This is a genomic window from Streptomyces sp. NPDC050625 (assembly GCF_040654755.1).
In the GTDB taxonomy this organism is placed as follows: Bacteria; Actinomycetota; Actinomycetes; order Streptomycetales; family Streptomycetaceae; genus Streptomyces.
On sequence record NZ_JBFAIQ010000027.1, the window covers coordinates 14,097 to 39,821 of the forward strand.

25 protein-coding genes and 3 pseudogenes are annotated in these 25,725 nt (G+C 72.0%); 18 read left to right on the plus strand and 10 right to left on the minus strand.

The features are described from left to right. Positions 1-6: 6 nt before the first annotated feature. The 8 genes from AB0I54_RS37750 to AB0I54_RS37785 all read left to right on the plus strand — a co-directional run bounded on the left by AB0I54_RS37750 (position 7) and on the right by AB0I54_RS37785 (position 7,753). Positions 7-357 carry a YciI family protein gene (locus tag AB0I54_RS37750; RefSeq protein ID WP_263205554.1) on the plus strand — a complete coding sequence of 117 codons (351 nt, stop codon included), beginning with the start codon at positions 7-9 and terminating at the stop codon, positions 355-357. Beyond that, complete coding sequence (locus tag AB0I54_RS37755; RefSeq protein ID WP_363300806.1) at positions 357-1,550, plus strand: RNA polymerase sigma factor; 1,194 nt, start codon at positions 357-359, stop codon at positions 1,548-1,550. Before AB0I54_RS37750 ends, AB0I54_RS37755 begins: the two co-directional genes overlap by 1 nt. 137 nt (positions 1,551-1,687) lie before the next feature. Beyond that, positions 1,688-3,010 (plus strand): aldehyde dehydrogenase family protein, encoded by a 1,323-nt coding sequence (locus tag AB0I54_RS37760; RefSeq protein WP_363300807.1) that lies wholly within the window; start codon positions 1,688-1,690, stop codon positions 3,008-3,010. Positions 3,011-3,130: 120 nt separating this feature from the next. Next, positions 3,131-4,495 carry a PI-PLC domain-containing protein gene (locus AB0I54_RS37765; protein WP_363300808.1) on the plus strand — a complete coding sequence of 455 codons (1,365 nt, stop codon included), beginning with the start codon at positions 3,131-3,133 and terminating at the stop codon, positions 4,493-4,495. Positions 4,496-4,736: 241 nt separating this feature from the next. After that, on the plus strand, positions 4,737-5,129 hold the full coding sequence (locus AB0I54_RS37770; protein WP_363300809.1) for a BlaI/MecI/CopY family transcriptional regulator: 393 nt from the start codon (positions 4,737-4,739) through the stop codon (positions 5,127-5,129). Next, positions 5,126-6,055 carry a M48 family metalloprotease gene (locus AB0I54_RS37775; protein ID WP_363300810.1) on the plus strand — a complete coding sequence of 310 codons (930 nt, stop codon included), beginning with the start codon at positions 5,126-5,128 and terminating at the stop codon, positions 6,053-6,055. The genes AB0I54_RS37770 and AB0I54_RS37775 overlap by 4 nt, the downstream gene beginning before the upstream one ends. 139 nt (positions 6,056-6,194) lie before the next feature. After that, positions 6,195-6,587 (plus strand): VOC family protein, encoded by a 393-nt coding sequence (locus tag AB0I54_RS37780; protein ID WP_363300811.1) that lies wholly within the window; start codon positions 6,195-6,197, stop codon positions 6,585-6,587. A gap of 95 nt (positions 6,588-6,682) precedes the next feature. Then, the gene (locus tag AB0I54_RS37785; protein ID WP_363300812.1) at positions 6,683-7,753 is read left to right on the plus strand and encodes an adenosine deaminase; all 1,071 of its coding nucleotides are present in this window, start codon (positions 6,683-6,685) and stop codon (positions 7,751-7,753) included. On the opposite strand, the gene AB0I54_RS37790 is transcribed toward AB0I54_RS37785, so the two are convergent. The 3 genes and pseudogenes from AB0I54_RS37790 to AB0I54_RS37800 all read right to left on the minus strand — a co-directional run bounded on the left by AB0I54_RS37790 (position 7,735) and on the right by AB0I54_RS37800 (position 9,977). Beyond that, positions 7,735-8,250, minus strand: coding sequence for a DUF664 domain-containing protein (locus AB0I54_RS37790; RefSeq protein WP_363300813.1), 516 nt, complete (start codon positions 8,248-8,250; stop codon positions 7,735-7,737). The genes AB0I54_RS37785 and AB0I54_RS37790 overlap by 19 nt on opposite strands. Before the next feature lie 119 nt (positions 8,251-8,369). Then, positions 8,370-9,011: pseudogene (locus AB0I54_RS37795) on the minus strand (carotenoid oxygenase family protein); the annotation flags it as partial. A 51-nt stretch (positions 9,012-9,062) separates the two neighbouring features. Continuing rightward, positions 9,063-9,977, minus strand: coding sequence for a LysR substrate-binding domain-containing protein (locus AB0I54_RS37800; protein WP_363300814.1), 915 nt, complete (start codon positions 9,975-9,977; stop codon positions 9,063-9,065). A gap of 111 nt (positions 9,978-10,088) precedes the next feature. Here AB0I54_RS37800 and mgrA point away from each other — a divergent pair, with 111 nt between their 5' ends. Continuing rightward, positions 10,089-11,081 carry an L-glyceraldehyde 3-phosphate reductase gene (gene mgrA / locus AB0I54_RS37805; protein WP_363300815.1) on the plus strand — a complete coding sequence of 331 codons (993 nt, stop codon included), beginning with the start codon at positions 10,089-10,091 and terminating at the stop codon, positions 11,079-11,081. Between the two features lie 133 nt (positions 11,082-11,214). Here mgrA and AB0I54_RS37810 read toward each other — a convergent pair whose 3' ends face one another. Together AB0I54_RS37810 and AB0I54_RS37815 are read right to left on the minus strand one after the other, a co-directional pair. Beyond that, positions 11,215-11,502 (minus strand): DUF1905 domain-containing protein, encoded by a 288-nt coding sequence (locus AB0I54_RS37810; RefSeq protein ID WP_363300816.1) that lies wholly within the window; start codon positions 11,500-11,502, stop codon positions 11,215-11,217. A gap of 86 nt (positions 11,503-11,588) precedes the next feature. Continuing rightward, positions 11,589-11,972: a nuclear transport factor 2 family protein gene (locus tag AB0I54_RS37815; protein ID WP_363300817.1), complete on the minus strand. Its 384-nt coding sequence runs from the start codon at positions 11,970-11,972 to the stop codon at positions 11,589-11,591. A gap of 312 nt (positions 11,973-12,284) precedes the next feature. On the opposite strand from AB0I54_RS37815, the gene AB0I54_RS37820 reads away from it, so the two are divergent. The 4 genes and pseudogenes from AB0I54_RS37820 to AB0I54_RS37835 form a co-directional block, all read left to right on the plus strand. Continuing rightward, complete coding sequence (locus AB0I54_RS37820) at positions 12,285-12,695, plus strand: hypothetical protein (RefSeq protein ID WP_363300818.1); 411 nt, start codon at positions 12,285-12,287, stop codon at positions 12,693-12,695. A 119-nt stretch (positions 12,696-12,814) separates the two neighbouring features. Beyond that, complete coding sequence (locus AB0I54_RS37825) at positions 12,815-15,154, plus strand: FHA domain-containing protein (protein ID WP_363300820.1); 2,340 nt, start codon at positions 12,815-12,817, stop codon at positions 15,152-15,154. 8 nt (positions 15,155-15,162) lie between these two features. Beyond that, positions 15,163-15,705, plus strand: a complete 543-nt coding sequence (locus AB0I54_RS37830; RefSeq protein ID WP_363300821.1) for a hypothetical protein — start codon at positions 15,163-15,165, stop codon at positions 15,703-15,705. Then, a pseudogene (locus AB0I54_RS37835) lies at positions 15,702-16,568 on the plus strand (serine/threonine-protein kinase); the annotation flags it as partial. The gene AB0I54_RS37830 and the pseudogene AB0I54_RS37835, both read left to right, overlap by 4 nt. Positions 16,569-16,929: 361 nt before the next feature. Here AB0I54_RS37835 and AB0I54_RS37840 read toward each other — a convergent pair. Next, positions 16,930-18,204, minus strand: coding sequence for a streptophobe family protein (locus AB0I54_RS37840; protein WP_363300822.1), 1,275 nt, complete (start codon positions 18,202-18,204; stop codon positions 16,930-16,932). 167 nt (positions 18,205-18,371) lie between these two features. On the opposite strand from AB0I54_RS37840, the gene AB0I54_RS37845 reads away from it, so the two are divergent. Beyond that, positions 18,372-19,727: a DUF6777 domain-containing protein gene (locus tag AB0I54_RS37845; RefSeq protein ID WP_363300823.1), complete on the plus strand. Its 1,356-nt coding sequence runs from the start codon at positions 18,372-18,374 to the stop codon at positions 19,725-19,727. 118 nt (positions 19,728-19,845) lie between these two features. Then, entirely contained in the window at positions 19,846-20,298 is a 453-nt protein-coding gene (locus tag AB0I54_RS37850; protein ID WP_363300824.1) for an ATP-binding protein, read from the plus strand. Positions 20,299-20,309: 11 nt separating this feature from the next. Here the strand turns inward: AB0I54_RS37850 and AB0I54_RS37855 are convergent, their stop codons facing one another. After that, entirely contained in the window at positions 20,310-21,197 is an 888-nt protein-coding gene (locus AB0I54_RS37855) for an RNA polymerase sigma factor SigF (protein WP_363300879.1), read from the minus strand. 222 nt (positions 21,198-21,419) lie between these two features. Between AB0I54_RS37855 and AB0I54_RS37860 the strand changes: the two genes are divergently transcribed. After that, a complete protein-coding gene (locus AB0I54_RS37860) occupies positions 21,420-22,001 on the plus strand; it encodes a DinB family protein (protein ID WP_363300825.1) in 582 nt (193 codons plus the stop codon). Positions 22,002-22,104: 103 nt separating this feature from the next. On the opposite strand, the pseudogene AB0I54_RS37865 reads toward AB0I54_RS37860, so the two are convergent. Continuing rightward, positions 22,105-22,302: pseudogene (locus AB0I54_RS37865) on the minus strand (SAM-dependent methyltransferase); the annotation flags it as partial. A gap of 187 nt (positions 22,303-22,489) precedes the next feature. Here AB0I54_RS37865 and AB0I54_RS37870 point away from each other — a divergent pair. Next, positions 22,490-22,879 (plus strand): helix-turn-helix transcriptional regulator, encoded by a 390-nt coding sequence (locus tag AB0I54_RS37870; protein WP_363300826.1) that lies wholly within the window; start codon positions 22,490-22,492, stop codon positions 22,877-22,879. Positions 22,880-22,886: 7 nt separating this feature from the next. Here the strand turns inward: AB0I54_RS37870 and AB0I54_RS37875 are convergent, their stop codons facing one another. After that, positions 22,887-24,092: an epoxide hydrolase family protein gene (locus AB0I54_RS37875; RefSeq protein WP_363300827.1), complete on the minus strand. Its 1,206-nt coding sequence runs from the start codon at positions 24,090-24,092 to the stop codon at positions 22,887-22,889. A gap of 130 nt (positions 24,093-24,222) precedes the next feature. On the opposite strand from AB0I54_RS37875, the gene AB0I54_RS37880 reads away from it, so the two are divergent. Continuing rightward, positions 24,223-24,705: a VOC family protein gene (locus AB0I54_RS37880; protein WP_363300828.1), complete on the plus strand. Its 483-nt coding sequence runs from the start codon at positions 24,223-24,225 to the stop codon at positions 24,703-24,705. Between the two features lie 39 nt (positions 24,706-24,744). On the opposite strand, the gene AB0I54_RS37885 is transcribed toward AB0I54_RS37880, so the two are convergent. Further along, on the minus strand, positions 24,745-25,620 hold the full coding sequence (locus AB0I54_RS37885; RefSeq protein ID WP_363300880.1) for an aminoglycoside phosphotransferase family protein: 876 nt from the start codon (positions 25,618-25,620) through the stop codon (positions 24,745-24,747). Positions 25,621-25,725 lie beyond the last annotated feature (105 nt).

A 25,725-nucleotide genomic window follows, 5' to 3' on the forward strand; every position in this document is an offset into this window, starting at 1 on the left:
GACGTCATGAAGCACTACCTGCTCAGCGTGGTCCAGCCGGCCGGCGGCACGCCTCCCGCCCCCGACGAGCTCGCCGCGATCATGCGCGATGTCGAGGCCTTCAACCAGGAGCTGCGCGACGCCGGAGCCTGGGTGTTCGCGGGCGGGCTGCACGGCCCGGAGACGGCCACCGTGCTGCGCCCCAAGGACGGCGACGTGCTGATCACCGACGGACCGTACGCCGAGGGCAAGGAGTATCTGGGCGGCCTGTGCCTGATCAGGGCAGCCGACCTGGACGAGGCCCTGGAATGGGGCAGGAAGGCCGCGCTGGCCACCACCCTCCCCATTGAGGTACGGCCCTTCGTCGACCAGCACTGATGCACGACGCCACCGACGTCGAGGCCGTCTTCCGTGCCGAGTACGGGCGCGCGGTCTCCGTCCTCGTCCGCTTCCTCGGCGACATCGACCTCGCCGAGGAAGCGGTCCAGGACGCCTTCACCACGGCCGTCCGGAAGTGGCCGCACACCGGGGTGCCGCCCAGCCCGGCCGGCTGGATCATCACCACCGCGCGCAACAGCGCGATCGACCGTCTGCGCCGCGAGTCGTCCCGGGACGCCCGGCAGGCCGAGGCCGCCCGGCTGTACACGCCCGACGCACCGGCCGAGGAGGGCCCCGTGCGCGACGACCGGCTCCGGCTGATCTTCACCTGCTGTCATCCCGCGCTCGCCCTCCAGGCCCGCGTCGCGCTCACCCTGCGACTGCTCGGCGGACTCGGCACCGCGCAGATCGCCCGCGCCTTCCTGGTGCCCGAGCCCACCCTGGCCCAGCGCATCGTGCGGGCCAAGGCCAAGATCCGTGACGCGGGCATCCCGTACCGGGTGCCCCGTGACGCCGACCTCCCCGACCGGCTGAACGGTGTGCTGGCCGTCGTGTACCTGATCTTCAATGAGGGCTACACCGGCGATCCCGCCCTGTGCGCCGAAGCCGTACGCCTCGGCCGGCTGCTCGCCGAGCTCATGCCGGACGAGCCCGAGGTCATCGGGCTCCTCGCGCTGATGCTGCTGATCGAGGCACGCCGCCCCGCCCGGCAGGACGAGCGCGGCGAGCTGGTGCCGCTGCCCGAGCAGGACCGCACCCTGTGGGACCGCGACCTGATTACGGAGGGCCAGGACCTCGTCCGCCGCTGCCTGCGCCGCAACCGGCCGGGCCCGTACCAGATCCAGGCCGCGATCAACGCCGTGCACAGCGACGCGCCGACGGCCGAAGCCACCGACTGGGGGCAGGTCCTGAGCCTGTACGACCAGCTGATGGCCATCGCCCCGAGCCCGGTGGTCGCCCTGAACCGGGCGGTCGCGGTGGCCGAGGTCGAGGGCCCGCACACCGCCCTCGACCTGGTGGACGCGCTGGACCTCGACACGTACCACGTGCTCCACGCCGTCCGCGCCGACCTGCTGCGCCGCCTCGGCCGCCACACCGAGGCGGTACGGGAGTACGAGGCCGCCGTCGCGCTCACCGAGAGCCCCGCGGAACGCGCCCACCTCGAACGCCGTCGGCGCGACCTCACGCGCTGAGCGCTTCCCGCGGCACGGGTTCCGCGTCACGCCCACGGCACGGAAAGTATTTCGGTGACTGAAAGGTTGGTATTTACATCTGACTGATCGAGACCGTACTCTCGGGCCGCAAGACCCGAGCACACCAGCGAGGCATCGTGAACCACTCCACCCCCGAGCAGCCCGCCGACATCGTGGCCCGGCTGCGCGCCACCTTCCGTAGCGGCCGTACCAAGCCCGTCGAGTGGCGCACGGGTCAGCTGCACCGCCTGCGCGAGATGCTCACGGAGAAGGGCCCCGAACTGGCCGCCGCGCTCCACGCGGACCTCGGCAAGAGCTCCACCGAGGCCTATCGCACCGAGATCGACTTCACCGTCCGCGAGATCGACCACACCCTGGGGCACCTCACCGAGTGGCTGCGCCCCGAGTCCGCACCCGTCCCGGCGCACCTCGGCGACGACGCGCGGGCCTGGACGCAGTACGACCCCCTCGGCGTGGTCCTCGTCATCGCCCCCTGGAACTACCCGGCCCAGCTCCTGCTCGCCCCGATGGTCGGCGCGCTGGCGGCCGGAAACGCGGTGGTGGCCAAGCCGAGCGAACTGGCCCCGGCCACCTCGGCCGCGCTGGCCGAGCTGATCCCCGAGTACCTCGACACCGAGGCGGTCGCGGTGGTCGAGGGCGGCGTACCCGAGACCACCGCCCTGCTGGCCGAGCGCTTCGACCACATCTTCTACACCGGCAACGGCACGGTCGGCCGTATCGTGATGCGCGCCGCCGCCGAGCACCTCACCCCGGTCACCCTCGAACTCGGCGGCAAGTCACCAGTGTTCGTCGATCGTGACGCCGACATCGAGGTGGTCGCGGACCGGCTGGCGCGCGGCAAGTTCCTCAACGCCGGCCAGACCTGTGTGGCCCCGGACTACGTCCTGACTGACCCTCGGACCGCCGCCGCCCTGGAGCCCGCGCTGGTGCGCGCCGTCGAGGCGGTGTACGGCGCGGACCCCGCGGCCTCGGCCGAGTACGGCCGGATCGTCAACGAGCGCCACTTCGACCGGCTCGGCCAACTGCTCGGCTCGGGCCGCGTGGTGCTCGGCGGCGGCAGCGACCGCGCGACCAAGTACCTCGCGCCGACCGTGCTGGCCGACGTCGACCCGAAGTCGCCGGTCATGCAGGAGGAGATCTTCGGTCCGATCCTGCCGATCGTCACCGTGGCCGGCCTCGACGAGGCCATCGGCTTCATCAACGACCGCGACAAGCCCCTCGCGCTGTACGTCTTCACCGAGTCCGACGACACACGCGCGCGGATCGCCGCGGAGACCTCCTCCGGCGGCCTCGGCTACGGCCTGCCCCTCGCCCATCTCACCGTCTCCGACCTGCCGTTCGGCGGAGTCGGCGAGAGCGGGATGGGCAGCTACCACGGCCGCTACTCGATCGAGACGTTCAGCCACCGCAAGGCGGTGCTGGAGAAGCCGCTGAGCTGACCCCGTCGGCCCTTCGGGGCCCGGCCGTTCGAGCGGCCGGGCCCGACCCCTACTCCTGACGCCCCTTCACAGGGCATGGTGTCATGCACCTGACTGCCTCCTCCGAGGAAAGGCACCCGCATGCGCACCCCCCACGCCCTGCTCGCCACGACCGCCGCGCTGGCCGCCGCGGTCGTGGCACCTCCCTCCCACGCCGCCACCGCGGTCCCGGCCGCCGGCGCCTACTACGTCCAGAGCGCCGTGACCGGTCTCGACGCGGCGGACAACGGCGGAGCGGTGGAACAGCACAGACCCAAGGGCAACGAGGACCACCAGCAGTGGAACCTCCGGACGAGTGGATCCTCGTACGTCCTGGAGAGCACCGACACGGCCGGCAGCTGCCTCGGCCGCTCCGGCGACCAGGCCCGGACCGTGTCCTGCGCGAGCGCCGACGCGGCCTGGGAGATCGGCACGGTCGGCGCCGACCGCTACACGCTCAAGGCGCCGGGCACCGAGCGCTATCTGACCGTGGCGCCCCAGCCCTCCGGCGCCAACTACCCCGCCCAGCTGGCCATCGGCACCTCCGGCACCCTCGCCGCCTGGTACCTCACCCCGGTCGCTCCCGCCACCGGCCCCATGCCGCCGCAGGACCGTCGCACCCTCGACCAGGTCACGTTCCTCACCGCGCACAACGCCTACGCCAACGGGGTCGACGGCGGCTTCGCCCCGCCGTTCGTGAACTTCTTCCCCAACCAGGCCCGCGGCATCGACCGGCAACTGACCGACGGCGTCCGCGGATTCATGCTGGACATCCACCAGACCCCGGACGGCGCGATCCTGTGCCACAACAGCTGCACGCTGGTCAGCAAGCCGGTCGCGCTGTGGGTGGACGTGCAGCGGATGGTGAACTTCCTCAAGGCCAACCCCGACCAGTTCATCACCGTCTTCCTGGAGGACTACGTCGATCCCGGCGTCCTGCGCTCCGAACTCGCCCGCGTCAGCGGCCTGTCGGACGTGCTCTACCGCCCCGACCGGACAGGTGTACGGCAAAGCGGCTGGCCCCGGCTCGCCGACCTGATCGCCGCGAACCAGCGGCTGCTGATCTTCACCGACCACAGCCGCTCCGCCGACGAGTCCGCGGGACTGACCCGGGACAGCTTCGGTGTGATGTACCAGCGGGAGTGGACCGTCGAGAACTACTGGTCCATGGGATCGGGCCTGGGCTCCTCGGACTGGTCCTGCTACAGCCGCTGGTACGACCCGGGCACCAACATCCCGCTCACCCGCACCGAGACGGGCTTCAGACCGCTGTTCGTCATGAACCACTTCCGTGACGCCACCATCGCCTCCACCGCCGGCACGGACAACACCAAACTCGCCGACCGCGCCCGGCGCTTCTGCGAGCCCGCGGCCCGCAAGAAGCCCAACTTCCTTGCCGTGGACCGCTATGACCTCGGCGACCCGGCGTCGGCCGTCGCGGCCCTGAACACCTACACATATCCCTAGAACCGCTCGCGGGGCCTCGGTGACCTGCCCGTCAGCCGCATCGGCTTCGGCGCCCTGCGGCTGACGGGCAGCGCGGTCTTCGCCCCGGGCGCGTTGCGACTCACCGGGGCCGAGCCGGCGCGACTGAGCGGGGGCCGTACGGCAGCGGCGGGCACGCAGTGATGCCACCCCCTACGAGCCGACTACAATCACGTAGACGATCTGTCGAATCGTGGACGAGGACGGAGCGAGGAACGTTCCCATGGCCGACTCGAAGGATGAACGGACCGACGTGAAGGACGAGCGTCGGCCGTCCGGCGAGCTGGAGGCGAGCGTCATGGCCGCGCTCTGGGCCGCCGCCACGCCCCAGACGCCTGGCCAGGTGCAGCTCAGCCTCGGCTCCGGCCTGGCGCGCACCACGGTGACGACGATCCTCTCCCGCCTGCACGACAAGGGTGTCGTCGACCGGCGGCGTCAGGGCCGCGGCTATGCCTACTTCCCGGTCCAGGACGCCCAGGGCCTCACCGCCCGCCGTATGCACACCGAACTCGACCGCGACAGCGACCGCGAAACGGTGCTCGCCCGCTTCGTCGCCCAGCTCAGCGCCGACGACGAGCGCGTCCTGCGCGACCTGCTCGAACCCGGAGAGCGATGACCGTCCTGCTGCTGGTGCCGCTGCTGCTGCCGTGCGCCCTGCCGGTCCTGGCCCGGCGGGCCCTCGACCGGCTCGTGCCCGCCGCCGCGCTGTGGCTGATCACGGTCTCGGCCGTGGTCCTCGCGGGCTGCTCGGTGGCCGCGCTGGGCGCGTTCGTGCTCATCGGGCTGCTCAAGCTGCCGCCGTTCGCCGCGCTCGGTGAGCTCGTGCATCCGCTGAGCACCGCCTCCGACGTCTTCGTCGTCCCGGCGGCGGCGACCTCCGTGGGAGCCCTGGCCGTGTGCGCCTGGACCGTCGTCCGCTCGGTGCTCCACCAGACCCGTGCCTTCCGCGCGGCCCGCTCGGCGGCCGGCCGCGGACCGGCGGCGGGTGATCTGTGCGTGGTCGACTCGCCGCGCCCCGACGCCTACGCCCTGCCCGGGCGCCCGCACCGCATCGTCGTCACGACCGCGATGCTGCGCAGCCTGGACGCCGCCGAGCGGGAGGCGCTGTTCGCGCACGAGCGGGCGCACAACGAGGGCGGCCACCACTACTTCCTCGCGGCGGCAGAGCTGGCCGCCCACTGCCATCCCGCGCTGCGGCCGGTCCGCGACACCATCCGGCTCGCCGTCGAACGCGCCGCCGACGAGGCCGCGGCGACCGCCGTGGGCGACCGGCGACTGACCGCCCGTGCCATCGCCCGTGCGGCCCTGGCCGGCCACGACGCCGCCCTGGAACGTCCGGACTTCGCCCCCGCCGCGACCACCGGCCCCGTCCCGCGGCGCGTCCAGGCCCTGCTGGCCGCCCCGCCCGCCCCGCGTCGCGCCGCCCGTTCGATCGCCGTCCTTCTGGCCGCCTGCACGGCCGTCTCCTGCGTCGCCTCGGCCACCGGCGTGATCGACTTCCATCACCGGGTGGAGGTCGCGCAGGGCGACGCGAGCCGCTGAGCGAGCCTCCGCCGGGCGGCTGTCCGGGGGAGAAGCAGGGGAGGAGCAGGCACCGTTCCACGTACCTCCCGGGGCGACTGGCGTCCGCGACGTTTTACGTATAACCTCTCCCGCTAACCAACCCCGCCGAGAGGTCCCGATGAGACGCGTCGCCCTGGTCACCCTCGTCGTCGACGACTATGACGAGGCGATCCGCTTCTACACCGAGGCCCTCGGATTCCGGCTCGCCGAGGACACGCCGCGCCCGGACGGCTCCCGCTGGGTCGTCGTCGAACCGGGGACTGCGGCGGCCGGCACCGGACTGCTGCTCGCCCGCGCCAAGGGGGAGGACCAGCGGGCCCGCGTCGGCGACCAGACCGGCGGACGCGTCGGGTTCTTCCTGCACACCGACGACTTCGCCCGCGACCACGCCCGGATGACCGCCGCCGGCGTGACCTTCCTGGAGGAGCCGCGCCACGAGCCGTACGGCAGCGTCGCCGTCTTCCAGGACCTGTACGGCAACCGCTGGGACCTGCTCCAGCCCGCCGGCTGAGCTTCCTTGTCGCCGCCGGCTGCTCCCGCCGCACGCACCTTCCCCCGCACTCTCCCACCGCTGCTTCGAACCACCCGCTCAAGGAAAGACCCGCCATGACTGCTACGCGCGTAGACGCCGACGTGATCCGCCGCCTCCCCAAGGCCGTCCTGCACGACCACCTCGACGGCGGCCTGCGCCCCGCCACCGTCGTCGAGCTCGCGGCCGCGGTCGGCCACACCCTGCCCACCACCGACCCGGACGAGCTCGCCGCCTGGTACTTCGAGGCCGCCAACTCCGGCGACCTGGTGCGCTACATAGCCACCTTCGAGCACACCCTCGCCGTCATGCAGAACCGCGAGGGCCTGCTGCGCGTCGCCGAGGAGTACGTCCTGGACCTCGCCGCCGACGGTGTCGTCTACGCCGAGGTGCGCTACGCCCCCGAGCTGAACACCCGGGGCGGGCTGTCGCTGAGCGAGGTCGTGGAGACCGTCCAGGAGGGCCTCGCTGCCGGTATGGCCAAGGCGGCCGCCGCCGGCACTCCCGTCCGGGTCGGCACCCTGCTCTGCGGCATGCGGATGTTCGACCGCGTCCGCGAGGCCGCCGACCTGGCCGTCGCCTACCGTGACGCCGGCGTCGTCGGCTTCGACATCGCCGGCGCCGAGGACGGCTTCCCGCCCGCCGACCACCTGGAGGCCTTCGAGCACCTGCGCCGCGAGAGCGTGCCCTTCACCATCCACGCCGGTGAGGCGCACGGCCTGCCCAGCATCCACCAGGCCCTCCAGGTGTGCGGCGCCCAGCGCATCGGCCACGGCGTGCGGCTGACCGAGGACATCGTCGACGGCAAGCTCGGCCGCCTCGCCGGCTGGGTGCGCGACCGTCGTATCGCCCTGGAGATGTGCCCGACCTCCAACCTCCAGACGGGCTGTGCCACCTCCATCGCCGAGCACCCGATCACCGCCCTGAAGGACCTGGGCTTCCGGGTCACCGTCAACACTGACAACCGTCTGGTGTCCGGCACGACCATGACCCGTGAGTTGTCCCTGCTGGTCGAGGAGGCGGGCTGGACGGTCGAGGACCTGCGCACGGTCACCGTGAACGCCCTCAAGAGCGCGTTCATCCCGTTCGACGAGCGCAACGCCCTCATCGAGGACGTCGTCCTGCCGGGTTACGCCGCCGCGCTCTGAAGCAGCCCCCGCAGATAGGCGGCCTGTCCGATGTGCTGCAGATCGTCGGACAGGACGCTGACCAGCCGTACGCCGAGGCTCACCGGCGGGTCCCAGCGCTCGTCCACGATGCGCTCCAGATCCTTGGCGGGCAGCTCCCGCAGCACCCCCAGGGTCTGCTCGTGCACGGCGTCGTAGTACCCGGTCAGCAGCTCGGCGGACTCGACGCGCACCTTGGCGACCTTCGCCGCGCCGTGGCCGTATCCCGTGTCCCGGCGCGGCAGGTCGAGTCCGAAGCGCTTCTCCCAGCCCTGCGACAGCCACACCTGTTCGAGGTCGAAGGCGTCGGCGACATGGTCGTCCTGGACCCGGGTGAGATGCCAGACGAGCCAGGCGACGGAGTTGGCGCCGGGCGCCGGGCGGGCGTGCAGCGCGTCCGGTCCGAGACCGTCGAGGGTGGCATGGACTTCTTCTTGGATGCGGCCGTAGCCGTCGATGAGGATGTCCCTTGCATGCATAGGTCCACCATCGCGCATCGCACGCCCTCACGCGTCCGGAATCCAGCTCCCGTGGGCGCGGGGTCCCGCGGCACGAACACCGCCTCGCCCGCCGCCGCGCCCTTCGGCAGCCGGTGCACCTGGGCCGTGCCGCGCAACAGGTCGTGCTTGATGAGCGCGTTGGAGAAGGCGCGGTCGGGCGGGTTCCCGTCGGGGACGGGGTAGGCCGGCGTCAGGTCGGCGGCCGCCGCCGAGTAGCCGTAGCGGTGGCGGCGGGACACCAACACCTCGTTCACGCGCGGGAATTCCTGCGGCCGGTCGTCGAGCGTCCGCTGCCGCACGCGTCCGTGGCGCAGATCGATCGTCCAGCGTTCGAGCCTCGCGGTCCCCGCCGCGTACGGCCCGTCCGAGCCGCGCCCGGCGACGTAGAAGGGGGCCGGATACGTCGTCAGGTCGACGACCACGGACGACCCCTCGTCGTAGGCGTTGAGGGTGTGCGAGAAGAAGAGCGGCTCGATACCGAACCTGCGCACGGCGCCGCCCGTCCGCGGCATGACACCCACGCGCGTGGGGTGCTTCCGGTTGCCGCACGTGGTCCCAGGTCGGGTAGTAGGCGAGGGCATGCAACTCGCCCGCGCGCGCGTCGTACGGTCGAAGGCCGTCAACTCCTCGGTGACGGGAGTGAACGCGCCCTCCAGAAAGGGGTAGTGACGGTCCGTCGCCCGTCCTGGACGCTCCGCGGCCCGAGGTCCGGCCGCCCCGACGAGTGCGCCCGCCGCCATTCTTGCCGCGCCGCGCAGCACGCCCCGCCGTGTGGCGGCGGGACGCCGAGGTCAGGAGGGGTGGGACCCGTCATGGGGTGTCGCCGGACCCCCTGTTTCGAGCAGAGCGACCAGCGCGCGGGCCGCCGGGCTGGTGGCCGTCTCGGGCGGCAGCAGGGCGACCGTCTCGTACTCCGCCTCACCCGTGCCCTTGAGGGGGAGCGCCAGCAGAGAGGTCCGCTTGTGCCGGAAGTGCCGGGGTACGACGGCGATCCCGAGGTTCTCGTCGACCAGGTCCAGGAGGCTGTGCACGTCGTTGACCTCCAGCGCCACCGTACGGCGGACGCCGGCCGCGGTGAAGGCGGCGTCGGTGGTGCGGCGCGGGCCCCAGTCCGGGTGGAAGTCGACGAAGACCTCGCCGTCGAGGTCGTCCGCCGTGAGGGCCGCTCCGCCCCTGGCGAGGCGGTGGTGCGGGTGGCAGAGCACGGTCATCGGCTCGCTCGTCAGCGGCACCGAGCGCAGCTGGTCCGTGTCGTCCTGCGTGCGGTAGGCGAAGGCCAGGTCGAGCCGCCCGGCCGCGACCTCCTCGGCCAGCGCGCCCGAGCCCGCCTGCCGCAGCCTGATCTCCACGTCCGGGTGCCGGCGCCGGAACGCGGCCAGCAGCCCCGCCACATGCACTCCGGCGATGCACTGCTCGGTGCCGAGCGCCAGTGTCCCGCGCAGCACGCCCTGCACCGCGGCCACCGCCTCGTGCGCCGCCCGTACCTGTGCCAGGATCCGCTCGGCCTCGGCGAGGAGCGCCCGCCCGGCCTCGGTCAGCGTCACCCGGCGGGTGGTGCGTACGAACAGCGGAGCCCTGAGCTCCCGCTCCAGCGCCCGGATCGAGGCCGACAGACCCGACTGGGACACCATCAGCCGCTCGGCGGCCCGGGTGAAGTGCTGGTCCTCGGCGACCGCGACGAAGTGCTGGAGGTGGCGCAATTCCATGATTGAGAAGCCTAGCCGCACAATTCCATCGGATTCTTCTGTTGGACCGCTGTACCCGGCCCGGGGAAGAGTGGAAGAGGTAGATCCTGTGCCCACCCCTCTGGAGTCGCGTTGTACACCGCACACCCCGACCGCTACGCCGACATGCCCTACCGGCGCACCGGACGCAGTGGTCTGAAGCTTCCCGCGCTGTCGCTCGGCCTGTGGCACAACTTCGGCCCCGACCGCCCGGTGCAGACCCAGCGCGCCATCCTGCGCCGCGCCTTCGACCTCGGCGTCACCCACTTCGACCTGGCCAACAACTACGGCCCGCCGCCCGGCGCCGCCGAGTCCGCCCTCGGGGAGGCGCTGAAGGCGGACTTCGCTTCGTACCGTGACGAGCTGGTCATCTCCACCAAGGCCGGGTACCTGATGTGGCCCGGCCCGTACGGCGAGTGGGGCTCGCGCAAGTACGTGCTGTCCTCGCTCGACCAGAGCCTCACCCGGATGGGTCTGGACTACGTCGACATCTTCTACTCGCACCGCCCCGACCCGGAGACTCCGCTGGAGGAGACGATGGGCGCTCTGCACTCGGCGGTCCAGCAGGGCAAGGCACTCTACGTCGGCGTCTCCAACTACTCGGCGGAGCAGACCCGCGAGGCCGCGCGCATCCTCGGCGAGCTGGGCACCCCGCTCCTCATCCACCAGCCGCGCTACTCGATGCTCGACCGCCGCCCCGAGGACGAGGGCCTGCTGGACGCCCTGGACGAACTCCAGGTCGGCTCCATCGTCTACTCCCCGCTGGAGCAGGGCCTGCTCACCGGGCGCTACCTCGACGGCATCCCGGAGGACTCCCGCGCCGCGAGCGACAGCCCCTTCCTGAACTCGGACGCGGTCACCGAGGACCTGGTCGGCCGGCTGCGCGCGCTCGACGAGATCGCCAAGTCCCGCGGCCAGACCCTGGCCCAGCTGGCCCTCGCCTGGGTGCTGCGCGGCGGGCGGGTGACCTCCGCCCTGGTCGGCGCGAGCAGCCCGCAGCAGATCGAGGACAGCGTCGGCACCATCCGGAACCTGGACTTCGACGCCGAGGAACTGACGCGGATAGAGGCGATCGTCAAGCCGTAGCGCGCACGCCCACCCCGGAGGCGGACCGCCGCCTCCGGGCCGACCGCGCGCGGCGGTACACCGGGCGGCCTCGCGCCGGAGCGCCACTCGTCCTCGTCGCCGACGTTCACCGGCGGGCTGATCTTGAACCGCCCTAGGAGCCGAGCCGCTCCAGCAGGTGCACGGTCACCGTGTCGCCCTCCTCCTTGCCGATGATCCTTCGGATCTCGGCCTTCACCGGCAGCTTGTGGGTGCCGTCGCCCAGGGCCATGAAGGAGCTGCGGAACGGCTCCCCGTCGATCGTGCCGCGCACCTTGACGAGTCCGCGGGTGCCGAAGAACTCCACGGAGTCGGGCCACACGACATACGTCCACCCGCCGTTGTCCGGACTCTTCCGCAGGACCGCGGTGAATCGCTCGTCCAGGTCTCCCGCCTTGGTCATGTCGTCCTCCGCTCGCGGTGCTCTGCTTGGGTCTTTCACCTCAAGAGACCACCGCGAGCGGGAAAACTCATCGCGGACCTCGCGGGTCACACCCCGGCGGGCACCCGGTCCAGGAAGCCCAGCACCTGCCTGATCCGGCCCTCGGGGTCCAGCGTGATCACGTCGAAGCCGGCCACCGGTGCCGAGCCGTCCGCCTCGTTCACCAGCTCCCAAGAGAAGCGCGCCGTGTCGTGGTGCCCGTCCACGGCGCCGAGGGGACGGAAGGAGAAACCGGGGAACTGCTGGTGCGCCGCCGTGATCACGGCCGTGATCTGCTCGTGCCCGCGGACGTCGGCGAGCGGGTCGGTGTAGCCGCCGTCCGCGCTCCAGGCCTCGGTGACCGCCTTCGCCAGGGCCTCGGGCTCGGTGGCGTTCCAGGCCTCGAAGTAGCGGGCCACGGCACTCTCGTAACGGTCGGTGTTCACGGACATGGCGAATCAGCCTCCATCGAGGTCGTTCTTGCTGGTCAGGAACCGGAGCCTCGGTTTGTCGAGCCGGTACGACCACCATGCCCGGGTCCACGGGACGGGTCGATTACCCCTCGGGTAATCACCGCGGGACGGAGCGGGAACCGCATTTCGGCCAAAAGGTGCGGTGAATATGCCAAGAGACTGGCCGGAAAGTCATGGTGACAGTGTTTCGGGAGTGAAGATACTCAAACGCCAGGGGCACTTCACCGCACAGGAGCCGCGCGGAAAGCGAGGACCGGCCGGCACACGAGGAAACGCGACGGGGGAGTGATCGTGCACGACGAATTCCTGTGCCATGTCACGGCGTACGGCACGTGCGAGGGGCGGCGCATCGGCGTACCCCTCGGCACCTATCGCGCGCCCACGCTGGCCCTGGCGCTGTGGTGGCTGCGGGACCGCGCCTCCTGGATCGCCGAGCGGCTGGACCCCTTACCCGAGAACCCGCGCTTCCCCGCCGGCGCCCTCGTCCCGGTCGCAGAGAGCGTGCCCGACGTGCCCGGCGTGCTGCGCGCCTGGTGCGCCGACAGTGCCCAACAGGAGCTGGTCGCCGACGAGTTGGCGGGCGGCCGGCTGGTGCGGATCGCGGCCGGCGACGACACCACCGAGTACGAGCTGCTCGCCGAGTCGGTCGACGCCCTGCGTATGCAGCGCACCATCCCGGCGCTCGTCGTTCCCGTCGCCTGACACGTGACAGCCGCCCGGAGCGGGGTGGTGGCGGCCCGGCGGACGACCACCGGTCGCCGGACGTCCGGGGCCGGCCCGTGGCCAGGCGCACATGTGAGCGAATCGGTAGAATTCAGGCCATGGCGGAGCGGCAGGTCGCCCCGACTGCGCCCGAGCTCGTGCTGGAGACCGACGCGGGCTCCACGGTGATGAGTCCGGAGCGCGACTACCACGTGGGACGGGATCCGTTGTGCGACGTCGTCATCGACGACGCCCGGGTCTCGTGGCACCACGCCGTGCTGCGCCCCGAGGACGGCCACTGGACGCTGGAGGACGAACACAGCACCAACGGCACCTACGCCGACGGCCGCCGCATCCAGGAGTCGGGCGTCGGGCCGGGCAGCGTCATCCGCTTCGGCAGCGCCTCCGACGGGCCCCGCGCGGTCCTGGTCGGCCCCCCCGAGCCCGCCCCCGACCGTCCCTCCGCCGTGTCGATGCCCGCCCTGACCGGCACCTTCCGGCAGCCCACCACCGTACGACCGCTGCCCACGCGCACCGTCCGCATCGGCCGCGCCGCCGACAACGACCTCGTCGTCGACGACCTGGTCGTCTCCCGCCGGCACGCCGAACTGCGCGCCCTCGCCGACGGCACCTACGAGATCGCCGACGTCGGCAGCCACAACGGCACCTACCTCAACGGCCAGCCCGTCACCCGCGCCCGGATCCGTCCCGGCGACATCGTCGGCATCGGCCACTCCACGTTCAGCCTCGTCGGCGACACGCTGCAGGAGTACGTCGACACCGGCGAGGTCTCCCTCGACGTGCAGGACCTCACGGTCGCCGTCGACCGCGGCCGCAAGATCCTCCTCGACCGCGTCTCCTTCCCGGTGGGGGAGAAGTGCCTGCTGGCGGTCGTCGGACCCAGCGGCGCGGGCAAGTCCACACTGCTCAACGCCCTCACCGGACAGCGCCCCGCCGACCACGGCACCGTCCTGTACGACGGCCGCGACCTCTACCACGACTACGCCGAGCTGCGCCAGCGCATCGGCCTGGTCCCGCAGGACGACATCCTGCACGCCCAGCTGACCGTGCACGCCGCCCTGTCCTACTCCGCCGAGCTGCGCTTCCCGCAGGACACGGCCCCCGAGGAGCGCCGGACCCGGGTCGACGAGGTGATCCGGGAACTCGGCCTGGAACAGCGCACCGGCCAGCCCGTGCACAGCCTCTCGGGCGGCCAGCGCAAACGGGTCAGCGTGGCCCTTGAGCTGCTGACCAAGCCGTCGCTGCTCTTCCTCGACGAGCCGACCTCCGGACTCGACCCCGGCATGGACCGGTCGGTGATGCACATGCTGCGCGGGCTCGCCGACGACGGCCGTACCGTCATCGTCGTCACCCACAGCGTCCTCAGCCTCGACGTCTGCGACCGCCTCCTGGTGCTGGCGCCGGGCGGCAAGGTGGCGTACTACGGGCAGCCCGACGACGCCCTCGCCTTCTTCGGCTTCGAGCACTGGCCGGAGGCCTTCGAGGCCTTCGAACGCGACCGCGACCGCGACTGGGCGCGGGAGTACCGCGAATCGCCCTTCCACCGGCACTACATCGCCGAGGCGACCGCACAGCCCCGCCGCCCCGGCGCGGGCCCGGTCGCCCCGGCCCCGCCGCCCCGCCCCCGCAGCTGGGGCGCCCAGCTCTCCACCCTGGTGCGCCGCTACACGGCCGCGCTCGCCGCCGACCGCATCTTCGTGGTCACGATGATCGCGCTGCCCTTCGTGATGGGCGTGATGGCCCGCGCCCTGTCGGGACCGAAACTGACTCTGGACACCGCGATGAACGCGCTGCTCATCCTGTGCGTCGGCGGCGTGTTCATGGGCGCGGCCAACGCCGTGCGCGAACTCGTCAAGGAACGCGTGATCTACCAGCGTGAGCGTGCTGTCGGCCTGTCCAGATCGGCGTACCTGGTCTCCAAGATCGTCGTGCTGGGCACGATCACCGTGCTCCAGGCCGTGGTGCTCACCCTCGTCGCCCTGCTCGGGGTCGATCTCAACGCGCCCGGCGGCAGGGGCGTGGTGACGGCGCCGCTGCTCGAAATCACGGTCACGGTCGCCCTGCTCTCCTTCACCGCGATGATGCTCGGCCTGGTGGTCTCGGCGGCGGTGCGCAAGGAGGACGTGACGATGCCGCTGCTGGTGCTGATCTCCATCGTCCAGCTGGTCTTCTGCGGCGCCCTGCTGAAGCTGTACGGCGTGCCCGTCCTGGAACAGATCGCCTGGCTGGTACCCGCCCGGTGGGCCCTCGGCGCGATGGCCGGCACCATCGAGGTGTCCCGGATCGTCCCCGGCCGACTGACCGCCGACCCGCTGTTCCGGCATGCGACGGATGTGTGGCTGGTCAACATGGCAATGCTGGTGGTGCTGTCGGTGGTCTTCGGCGTCCTGGTCTCCTGGCTGCTGCGCCGGTACGAACCCGTGGTGATGCGGAAGTAGGCGGCACGATGACGGCCCCCGGCTTCCGGCCCACCCACGTCGTCCCCCCGGACGGGATGCCCGCCTGGGAGGCGCCGGACCCTGCCCGGCCCACCCTGCCCCTCGACGCGCTGCTGCCCGTGCAGCTCGTGGAGCGGCGCGGCGACTGGGGACACATCCGGTGTGCCAACGGCTGGTCCGCCTGGGTCGACGGCCGCTATCTGGTCGCCGTGCCCGAGGACCCGCCCGCCGCCGGCACACCCGGCGACAGCGCCGATCCGCGCCCGCTGCTCGCCCGCGCCGAGGAGGCGCTGGCCGACTACCGCGCCGCGGTGAAGGAACTGGCGGACGGCCGCCTCGACGGAGAGTCCTTCCGCGGCCGCACCCGGGGACTGCGGATCGGCGTCGTGGTCGACGGGGAGGCCATGTGGCTGTACGACCCCGACGAGGGGCGGTGGATGTACGGCGACGGGAGGAGGCTGAGCACCTACGCCACGGACACGGGCACACCCGGCACCAGCGTCCCCGGTCACCCCCCGACCCGCGTCGTGACCCATGAGGGCGAGCCGTGACGGCGCGCGAGGCGAGCGTGTTCTCCGGGCGGCCGTCCGAGCTGGTCGGGAAGCAGATCGCGGGCTACCGCATCGAGGACGAGATCGGCCGGGGCGGCATGGCCGTCGTCTTCCGGGCCCATGACGTGCGGCTGGACCGCACGGTCGCGCTCAAACTGCTCGCCCCGGAACTCGCCCGCAACGACACCTTCCGCCGACGCTTCACCCATGAGTCCCGGGTGGCCGCCGCGATCGACCACCCCAACATCGTGCCGGTCTTCGAGGCCGGGGAGACGGCCGGTGTCCTGTACATCGCCATGCGGTTCGTCTCCGGCAGCGATCTGCGCCATCTGCTGGACCGGGAGGGCCCGTTGCCCTTCCCGGCCGCGGTACGGATCGCCGCGCAGGTGGCATCGGCGCTGGACGCCGCTCACGAGAACGGGCTGGTCCACCGGGACGTCAAGCCCGGCAACATCCTCGTCGGCCGGGGTACCGACAGCGATCACCCCGAGCATGTGTACCTCACCGACTTCGGGCTGACGAAGAAGTCGCTCTCCCTGACCGGCTTCACGACCGTCGGCCAGTTCGTCGGCACGCTGGACTACGTGGCACCGGAGCAGATATCCGGCCGCCCCGTGGACGGCCGCTGCGACGTCTACGGCCTCGCCTGCGTCGTCCACGAGACCCTGGCCGGCCATCCGCCCTTCCAGCGCGACGACGACATGGCCCTGCTGTGGGCCCACCAGTACGACGAGCCGCCACCTCTGTCAGAGGCCCGCCCCGACCTGCCCCCGGCCGTCGACCAGGTCTTCGCCAAGGCCATGGCCAAGAGCCCCGACGACCGCTACGACTCCTGCCTCGCCTTCGTCGCGGCCCTGCGCGCGGTCATGACGGGCGGACCGCAGCCGGAGCCCGGCCACCCGGCGACCGAGGTGGACCTCCCGGCGCCGGGAGGTTCGGGGCCGGTGGCTGAGGTCTCCGCGCCGGGAGGTCCGGGGCCGGCGGCTGAGGTCTCCGCGCCGGGAGGCCTGGAGCGGGCGGCTGAGGTCTCCGCGGCCGAAGGCCCCGAGTCGGCGGCAGAGGTCTCCGCGACCGGAGGTGGGGACTCGGCGGCAGAGTTCCCAGCGACCGAAGGTCTGGAGCCGGCGGCAGGGTCCCCGGCGACCGAAGATCCGGAGCCGGCGGTGGAGCTCCCGCCATGGGCCGAGCCGGTCTTCCGGGGCCGGCGGCCCTGACCCGGACCGGTCAGCCGGGGCCCGCCGGCACCTCGCCCCGGCGGTGCACCGGGCGGGCCAGCAGACCGCCCAGGAAGCCGGCCACCAGCCCCCACAAAACCGCGAGGCCCACCGCCGACCACACGTCGGGGTTCAGATACAGCTCGCCGGAGAGCCCACCGCCCAGGTTGCCGATGCCGAGCAGGGAGAGGCCGTAGTGTGCGGAGATCCGGCCGAGCAGGCAGATCATCAGCACCGCGAGGGCGAGCGCGACGGCCAGGCGCAGGGCGTGCTGCCACAGTCGTATCCGGGCCGGTGAGCGCACCGCCATCAGGAACCCGGCGGCTAGGACGAGCACGACGTCCACCACCAGGAGCCACCACATCCTGCCGTCCTGCTCGGTGAGCGTGCGCAGGTTCAGCGTGGAGACGTCCGGGGTGCGCAGCACCTCGTCGAGAACATGCGGCATGGGCAGCCCGAAGGGGCCGTCCACCCGGCCGTGCCAGGTCGCGCCCAGGCCGATGGTGAGGGCCGGCCAGGCCAGGTTCGGCAGGCCCAGCAGGACGACCGCGAACGTGTCCGCGGGGTGTCCGCGCGTGGCCGCCGCGACCAGTGCGACGACGACGGCCAGCGCCACGTACGCCAGCAGCAGCGCGACCACGGCGTACGCCGCCGGACGCACCGACTCCTGGAACCGCAGCAGCCGCGCCGGCAGGGGCGCCCCGCGCGACACCAGGAGCGCCAGTACGAGCGCACCGGCCAGCCACAGCAGCCCGTACACCACCGTCAGCAGGGAGTTCGTGGTGAACCCGACCGTCGGGGTGGCGTCGAGGAGTTCGCCGATGTCACTGAGCATGCCGTTGCCGAGGTCGACTCTGAAGGTCTGACGGGCCGCCAGGGCCAGGCCGATCAGCGCGAACAGCCACAGCACCGCGAGTCGGGCGGCCCACCCGGCCAGTTCCCCGGCCCCGGCGACCGCCCGGTGCCGCAGCGGCCGCAGGAATCCGGCGGCGATCACCAGGGCGCCGGTCAGTGTGACCGACAGCGGGATCACGGTCAGCTCCGCCCGGGTCCTGGCGAGCGATCCGGCGTTCCCGGACAACTCGACCGTGCCTCCGACGGCCGCCACGACGGTCGCCGCGACCACCCGCGGGAAGGCGCCGCCCGGCAGCTCGCCGGCGCCCGCCGCCCACAGTCCCAGGGCGGCGACCACGACCATGGCGGCCAGTCCGGCCAGCACCACGGCCAGGGCCTGCACCCAGCCGTGGCGCGCGACGGGCCGGTCGGGGTCGGTCCGGGGGCTCACGCTGCCACGCTAAGCAGCCCCCGGCAGGGGCGCCCCCCGGGTGGGCCGTCCGCGTCGGCTTGCGGGCCGCGTGGGACGGGAGCACACAATGGGTTAGTTGTGATATGAGCGGCAATTGGGTGAAACCAGACGCTCGGTGCAACCGATCGCGTGCGGGAGGAGACCTCGTGAGCGTCGAACCTCCGTCATCCGGCCGTCCGACGGGACCGCCCTCCGGCCCCCTGTCGGGGGCCCAGCCGCCCTCCGAGCCACCGCCGCGGCGACCCGCGGGCGGCGGTGGCGGGGCGCCGGAACCGCACCAGCCGTGGTGGAGGTCCGCACCGCGCATCGCGTTGCTCACCACGGCCGTCGTGGTCGCCGTGATCGTCGCCGTCGTCCTGTCCAACGCGGGCGGCGGCGGTACGGCCAAGGCGAGCGAGGTCTTTCTGCAGGCCGCGAACTCGACGGGGCAGGACCCCTTCACCCCGTCGACCGCGAAGAGCGGCTCCGTCACGCCGATCACCCCCTCCGCGACCGTGACGTCGGCCACGGGCAACGAACTGCACAGCGTGCGCGGCGGGGACCCCGGCCTGTACGCCGGTACCCGCAACACGCCCAGCTGTGACGTGCCGAAGCAGATCAGGGAGCTGCAGGCCAGCCCGGCCAAGAACAACGCGTTCGCCTCGGTCGTCGGCATCCGGCCGTCGGCCGTTCCCGCGTATCTGCGCTCGCTCACCCCGGTGCAACTCCGCGTGGACACCCGGGTCACCGACCACGGGTACCGCAACGGCGCGGCCACCGACTACCAGGCCGTCCTGCAGGCGGGCACCGCCGTGCTGGTCGACGGGCACGGGGTGCCCCGCGTGCGCTGCGCCAGCGGCAACCCGCTGACCCCGCCGGTCGCACAGCGGACCCCGCCGAAGCCGGTGGGGGACCACTGGGCGTCGTACCGGCCCTCGGCGGTCGTGGTGGTCCGGCCCGCGCCGCAGATCATCAACTTCTTCATCATCTTCGACGGCCACAACGACGAGTGGATCCAGCGTCACCGCGGTGACGACACGGGCGACCAGGACCACAGGACCAGTCCGCCGCAGCATCAGGTGAACCCCTGGGCCACGCCGTACACACCGCCGACCGCCCCGACGTCGCCGACATCGACGGGCCCGTCGTCGCCGTCCTCCCCGTCCTCGGAGTCCCCGACCTCGCAGTCGCCGTCGTCCGAGTCGCCGTCCTCCCCGTCCTCGCAGGCCCCGTCGTCGGAGTCCCCGACCTCGGAGTCGCCGTCCTCGCAGGCCCCGTCCTCGCAATCCCCGCCGTCCGAGTCCCCGTCCTCGCAGGAGCCCTCCTCTCAGGCCCCGTCCTCCGAGTCGACCTCGACCTACGGGTCTCCCGCCTCCGAGGAGGGGACGGTCACCCAGTCCCTGGCCCCCGAGTCCCCGGCCACCCCCGAAACGCAGCAGCAGCCCGGGGCGACCTCGAACGCGCCGCAGCAGGAGACGGGGAACGTTCCGGCACCGCAGGGCACCGGTGGCCAGCCCAGCTAGGACCTGTCGGGCCGGTGTGCGCGCTCGGCGAACACCGTCTGGGACTGTGCCGCCCCGCTCGGGGTACGAGGACTGGTGCAGCAGAGACCGGCCGGACCGGCTTCCGAGAGAGAAACGCATGACCGAGCATCTGGACGGGGCAGTGATACCGACTGGTTTCGACGTGCCCGTGGAACCGCTCCGACGGGCGGCGCACTACACCGGCGAACAGGGATGCATCGCCGCGGCACGCACCTTCGCCGCGCTCTTCCTCGACCAGCTCAGGACCGAGTGGTGCGCCGGCATCGACGACCGGACCGACGGTGAGCTGCTCCTGGTGGTCAGCGAGTTGGTGACCAACGCGGACCGGCACAGCAACGGCCCGTACATCCTGGAGCTGGAGGGCACGGACAACGCGGTCACGGTGTGTGTCTACGACAGCAGTGCCGCGCTGCCCCGGCGATTCCCGCGCGACCCCGAACGCGTCGGGCGGCACGGTCTGGAGATCGTGCACGCCCTGGCCACGGAGGTGACCGCCGAGCGCGTCCCGGTCGGAAAGCGGGTGCGCGCGCTGGTGAACCTCGCCCACTGAGGACCGGGCGGTCAGGCGCAGCCCAGCTCGCCCAGCATGCCCTCGCGCAGCCGGGTGATGATGCGCTTGATCAGCCGGGAGACATGCATCTGCGAGCACCCGAGCCGTTCGCCTATCTCCGCCTGGGTGGCTTCCTCCACGAACCGCAGATGGATGATCTCGCGGTCGCGGTCGCTGAGTTCGGCCATGAGCGGGGCGAGCGACTGGAAGTCCTCGACGAGCCGCAGCCCCTCCTCCTCCATGCCGATGAAGTCGGCCAGCACGGCCTCGCCGTCCTCGGGCCCGTCGCCGGTCAGGGCGGCGTCCAGCGAGGCGGAGTTGTACCCGTTGGAGGCGAGCTGCGCCTCGACCACCTCGTTCTCGGTGATGTTCATCAAGGTGGCCAGCTCGGCGACCGTCGGCTCGCGGTCCAGCAGGCAGGAGAGCTCCTCGCGCGCCTTGGCGAGCTCCACGCGCAGCTCCTGCAGCCGCCGCGGGACATGCACGGCCCAGGTGGTGTCGCGGAAGAACCGCTTGATCTCGCCGACGATGTACGGGAGCGCGAACGACGTGAACTCCACCTCGCGCGAGAGTTCGAACCGGTCGATCGCCTTGATCAGGCCGATCATTCCGGTCTGGACGATGTCCTCCATGTCGTCGCCGCGGTTGCGGAACCGTCCGGCCGCGAACCGCACCAGCGACATGTTCATCTCGATGAGCGTGTTGCGTGCGTACTGGTACTCGTGCGTGCCCTCGTCCAGCTCGGTCAGACGCCGGAAGAACTGACGTGACAGCTCCCGCGCGTCACGCGGGGCGATGCTCCTCGGGTCCGCTATTCCCGGCAGCGACCCCTCGTCCGTCGTGCTCCCGGCGGTCTGCTCGACGACCACTGCTTCCGACCGGATCCCGGCGGTGTTCATTACCTCTCCCACGAAAGTCACGGTTCGACGTCTGCCTCTTCGGCCTCTGCTGTTCCGGGCACCTTGCTCGCGTTGCGCGACGGGCCGTGTACCCGGAACCGGTGCGTCCCATGCGTGCTTCCTGGTGCGGGTACCCGCAGTCACCCGGCGCATGCGTGGTGTGGACGGGCCTGGCGCAAATTGGGTGGCGGCGACGGTCGGCCACGACGGATCCTCGGTCGTATGGCCGACATCACAGAGCCGCAGCAGGCGCAGCCCGGCCGGAGCTTCGGCTGGTGGGACATGTTCGTCAGCCCCGAGGACGATCCGCGCAGCGACGGCGGTTTCGTCGGGGAGCTCGACACGCTCGTCGGATATCTGCGAGATCAGCGGCTGACGCTGGAGATGAAGTGCGCGGGGCTGGACGCCGAGGCCATGGCCCGCCGCTCGGTGCCGCCGTCCGACCTGTCGCTCCTCGGACTCCTGCGCCATCTGGCCGAGGTGGAGCGGCACTGGTTCCGGCAGGTCATGGCCGGGCAGGACGCACCCCGGCTCTACCGCACGGCCGACGATCCGCACGCGGACTTCGACGGCGCGGCGCCCGACCCCGGCCTGGTGGCCGAGGCCTGGCGGACCTGGCGCGCCGAGGTCGCCTTCGCGGAACGCCTCGTCGCCGAGGCACCCAGCCTCGACATCACCGGCTTCGACGCCGACGAACCGGTCGCGCTGCGCGAGGTGCTGGTCCACATGATCGAGGAGTACGCCCGCCACAACGGCCACGCCGACTTCTTGCGGGAGCGGATCGACGGGCGGGTGGGGCAGTGACCCGTGAGCGTGGCGGCCCGTCGTGAGGTCGTCGAAGAACGGTGAGTCGGCCGACTTGCCGGTATCCGCGACCGTCTCGGCCTTCGGAACGAGTGGCGGTCCGGGGCGTGGCCGGATCCCATCGCTCGTGGCAGCGCTGGACGCGGGCGAAGAAGTCCAGGGTGCCGCCCGCCATATGCTCGGTGGTGACGAGCGCGAGCCGGCCACCGGGACGCAGCGCCCGCGCCGCCTTGACGACCCGGACCGCCTGATCGAGCCGGTGGAACGCGGTTGCGCACACGACCGTGTCGAACGGCTCGGCAGACGGCTGCCGGCGCTCGAATCCGGCCACCGCCACGGCCACCTCCGCCGACGGATGTCCCCGCAGGGCCCGGTTGTTCGGACCGATGCCGGCGACCCGGGGCAACTCCTCGATCCGTTCGCCGGATTCCCCCCACAGCGCAATGCCGGTCCCTTCCCCCGGTGCCCGGGGCTCCTAGGCTGAACAGGTGACCAGCCATGTGCCGAACCAAGCCCGCGTGATTCCCCTGCGCTCGGGGACCGCCCGCCCGGAAGTGCCCGCGCCCGAGCCGAAGGAACCCCTGTGGCGCGACCTCGTCGGTGATGTTCTGCGTCGTGAGCGTCAGGCGCAGGAGCGCACGCTCAAGGATGTGGCCGATGCGGCCCGGATCTCCATGCCGTACCTGTCGGAGGTCGAGCGCGGCCGCAAGGAGGCCTCCTCGGAGGTTCTCGCGGCCGCCGCCCACGCCCTTGGACTGGGGCTGGGTGATCTGCTGTCACGGGCGCAGGGCGAGCTGGCCCGCCAGGCCGACGCCGGGCGTCGCGCCGGCCGTCGTGCGTCCGCTTCGCCGTACCAGGGGCTGTGCCTGGCCGCTTGACGGGGCGTCAGCCGGAGGTCTGCTCCCGCAGTTGCCGGAAGAAGGCCCGGACATCGCCGACCAGCAGGTCCGGCTCCTCCATGGCCGCGAAGTGCCCGCCCCTGTCGAACTCCGTCCAGCGGACGAGGTTCTCGGTGCGCTCGGCCCTGTGCCGCAGCGGAAGCTGGATCTCGGCGGGGAACACCGCCAGAGCGGTCGGTGCGGTGGACGGCTCGGCGGGGGCGGCCGCGCGACCCGTGGCGTGGGCACGCTCGTAGTAGATCCGGGCGGACGAACCGCCGGTCCCGGTCAGCCAGTACAGCATCACGTTGGTCAGCAGCAGGTCCCGGTCGATGGCCTCCTCGGGGAGTTCCCCGGAGTCCGTCCACTCCCGGAACTTCTCGATGATCCAGGCGAGTTGACCGACGGGCGAGTCCGTGAGCCCGTAGGCAAGCGTCTGCGGGCGGGTGGAGTGCAGCAGGGCGTACGCCGACCCGTCGGCCGACCAGGCGGACCAGCGCCGCCACGAGGCGAGCGTGCGCTCCCGCTCCTCGGGGCCGAGCGCGTCCAGCTCCTCCTCGGTGGGCTCGCTGGTCGCCTGCGCGCCCGGCAGCAGATTGAGATGGACGCCGATCACCCGGTCGCGATGGGCGCGGCCCAGCTCCCGGGAGATCATCGCGCCCCAGTCGCCGCCCTGCGCGCCGAACCGCTCGTAGCCGAGGCGCCCCATCAGTTCGGCCCATGCGTCGGCGACGCGGCCCGCCTCCCAGCCGGTGTCCGTCGTGGGCCCGGACAGCCCGAACCCGGGGATGCTCGGCACCACGACGTGGAAGGCGTCGGCCGGATCGCCGCCGTGCGCGGCCGGATCGGTGAGCGGTCCGACGACGTCGAGGAACTCGACGATCGAGCCCGGCCAGCCATGGGTGATGATCAGCGGGGTGGCGCCGGGCACCGGGGAGCGGACGTGCGCGAAGTGGACGCTCGCCCCGTCGATCGTGGTCGTGAACTGCGGCCAGGTGTTCAGCCGTGCCTCGGCGGCACGCCAGTCGTAGGTGTGCCGCCAGTACCGTACGAGCTCGCGCAGATACCCGGCCGGCACGCCGTACGCCCACCCCACCCCGGGCAGTTCGTCGGGCCATCGGGTGCGGTCGAGTCGTTCGTTCAGGTCGTCCAGGTCGCTTTCGGGGATCGCGAGGCGATGGGGCCGGATGGTCTCTGCGGACGAAGACGTCATGATCCGGATGCTAGGCCCTGTCCGGGAGGGACCCACGTCCATCCGGAGGAGTCGGCCTTCCGGCCGATGAGTTTCGCGGCGACGATCGGTCGACACAGGTGACCGCGTTCCACGCCCCAGGAGGTAGCTCATGGCCACCGACGGATTCACCACGTGCCTCTGGTTCGACGACCAGGCCGAGGAAGCCGCCCACTACTACGTCTCGATCTTCAAGAACTCCACCGTCGGCAGGGTCACCCGCTACCCCGAGGGAGCCCCCCGTCCCGCCGGCACCGTCCTGACCGTCGAGTTCACGGCCAACGGCCACAAGTTCGTCGCGCTGAACGGGGGACCGGAGTTCAAGTTCAACGAGGCGATCTCGTTCCAGATCTTCTGCGAGAACCAGGAGGAGATCGACCACTACTGGACCAAGCTCACCGAGAACGGCGGCGAGCCCGGCCCCTGCGGCTGGCTCAAGGACAGGTTCGGGATGTCCTGGCAGGTCATCCCGGCCCGGCTCGACGACATGGTCAGCGACCCGGACCCGGCGAAGGCGGCCCGCGCCACCCAGGCCATGCTGTCGATGCACAAGCTCGACATCGCCGCCCTGGAGAAGGCATACGCGGGCGAGTGAGGATCCGTAGGGGGCGCGGGCCTGCAGCGGCCGGGACCCCTAGGCGGATTCGGCGAGGATCTCGCGGATCACATGCCGTGAGTTCTCCGCCAGCGGCGGGTTGGTGTCCCAGTAGTACGGCAGCTGGATGAGCGAGATCGACAGCGCCCAGCCCCGGCCCCGCGCCCACTCGGCGTCGTCGGCGCCGACGGCCCGGCGGAAGGCGTCCCGGGCGGTCGCGGGCAGCAGGTTCCAGGCCACGATCAGATCGACCGCCGGATCGCCCACCCCCACGGTGCCGAAGTCGATCACGGCGCTGAGCCGGCCGTCTGCGACCAGCACGTTCCCCGGCGACAGATCGCCGTGCGCCCAGACGGGCGGGCCGGTGTGCTCCGGCGCGCGCAGGGCCTCCTCCCACCGGGCGGTAACCGCCGCGGTGTCGACCCTGCCCGCCAGCCGGTCGATGGCGTCGCGGGTGGCCGCGTCCCGGGTGGCGAGCGGAACGCCCCGGTGGTTGGGCGGCCCGTCGTGCGCGTCGATCCTGCGCAGGGCGCCGATGAACGAGGCCAGGTCCTCGGCGAGCGGTCCGGGCTCCTCGACGGCCCCGGCGACGGGATTGAGCCCGTCCAGCCAGCGGTACACGGACCAGGGCCAGGCGAAGCCCGCGCCGGGCCCGCCCCGCCCCAGCGGCTCGGGCGTGGCAACGGGCAGCAGCGGCCCGAGTCGGGGCAGCCAGTGCTGCTCGCGGGTCACGTCCGCCACGGCACCGGGGTGCCGGGGCAGTCTTACCACCAGGTCCGTGCCCAGCCGGAACATGGCGTTCTCGGTCCCGGAGGACTTCAGACGCCGCGCGGGCAGGGACGCCCAGTCGGGGAACTGTCCGGCGATCAGCCGGCGGACGACCGAGGCATCGAGATCCACCTCGTCCTCATGCATTCTCACGGCACACACGCGGGCCATTCCAGCCGCCGACGGGCCTGCTGTCGACCGAAATTCGAGGGCGCTGGTCCCGCACGCGCCGGGGCCGGGGCGGTGTCCCGC

Coding starts and splice junctions, on each gene's coding strand:
- AB0I54_RS37750 (WP_263205554.1), top strand. CDS start 7: ATGAAGCACTACCTGCTCAGCGTGGTCCAGCCGGCCGGCGGCACGCCT.
- AB0I54_RS37755 (WP_363300806.1), top strand. CDS start 357: ATGCACGACGCCACCGACGTCGAGGCCGTCTTCCGTGCCGAGTACGGG.
- AB0I54_RS37765 (WP_363300808.1), top strand. CDS start 3,131: ATGCGCACCCCCCACGCCCTGCTCGCCACGACCGCCGCGCTGGCCGCC.
- AB0I54_RS37770 (WP_363300809.1), top strand. CDS start 4,737: ATGGCCGACTCGAAGGATGAACGGACCGACGTGAAGGACGAGCGTCGG.
- AB0I54_RS37775 (WP_363300810.1), top strand. CDS start 5,126: ATGACCGTCCTGCTGCTGGTGCCGCTGCTGCTGCCGTGCGCCCTGCCG.
- AB0I54_RS37780 (WP_363300811.1), top strand. CDS start 6,195: ATGAGACGCGTCGCCCTGGTCACCCTCGTCGTCGACGACTATGACGAG.
- AB0I54_RS37785 (WP_363300812.1), top strand. CDS start 6,683: ATGACTGCTACGCGCGTAGACGCCGACGTGATCCGCCGCCTCCCCAAG.
- AB0I54_RS37790 (WP_363300813.1), bottom strand. CDS start 8,250: ATGCATGCAAGGGACATCCTCATCGACGGCTACGGCCGCATCCAAGAA.
- AB0I54_RS37800 (WP_363300814.1), bottom strand. CDS start 9,977: ATGGAATTGCGCCACCTCCAGCACTTCGTCGCGGTCGCCGAGGACCAG.
- AB0I54_RS37810 (WP_363300816.1), bottom strand. CDS start 11,502: ATGACCAAGGCGGGAGACCTGGACGAGCGATTCACCGCGGTCCTGCGG.
- AB0I54_RS37815 (WP_363300817.1), bottom strand. CDS start 11,972: ATGTCCGTGAACACCGACCGTTACGAGAGTGCCGTGGCCCGCTACTTC.
- AB0I54_RS37825 (WP_363300820.1), top strand. CDS start 12,815: ATGGCGGAGCGGCAGGTCGCCCCGACTGCGCCCGAGCTCGTGCTGGAG.
- AB0I54_RS37830 (WP_363300821.1), top strand. CDS start 15,163: ATGACGGCCCCCGGCTTCCGGCCCACCCACGTCGTCCCCCCGGACGGG.
- AB0I54_RS37850 (WP_363300824.1), top strand. CDS start 19,846: ATGACCGAGCATCTGGACGGGGCAGTGATACCGACTGGTTTCGACGTG.
- AB0I54_RS37855 (WP_363300879.1), bottom strand. CDS start 21,197: ATGAACACCGCCGGGATCCGGTCGGAAGCAGTGGTCGTCGAGCAGACC.
- AB0I54_RS37860 (WP_363300825.1), top strand. CDS start 21,420: ATGGCCGACATCACAGAGCCGCAGCAGGCGCAGCCCGGCCGGAGCTTC.
- AB0I54_RS37875 (WP_363300827.1), bottom strand. CDS start 24,092: ATGACGTCTTCGTCCGCAGAGACCATCCGGCCCCATCGCCTCGCGATC.
- AB0I54_RS37880 (WP_363300828.1), top strand. CDS start 24,223: ATGGCCACCGACGGATTCACCACGTGCCTCTGGTTCGACGACCAGGCC.
- AB0I54_RS37885 (WP_363300880.1), bottom strand. CDS start 25,620: ATGCATGAGGACGAGGTGGATCTCGATGCCTCGGTCGTCCGCCGGCTG.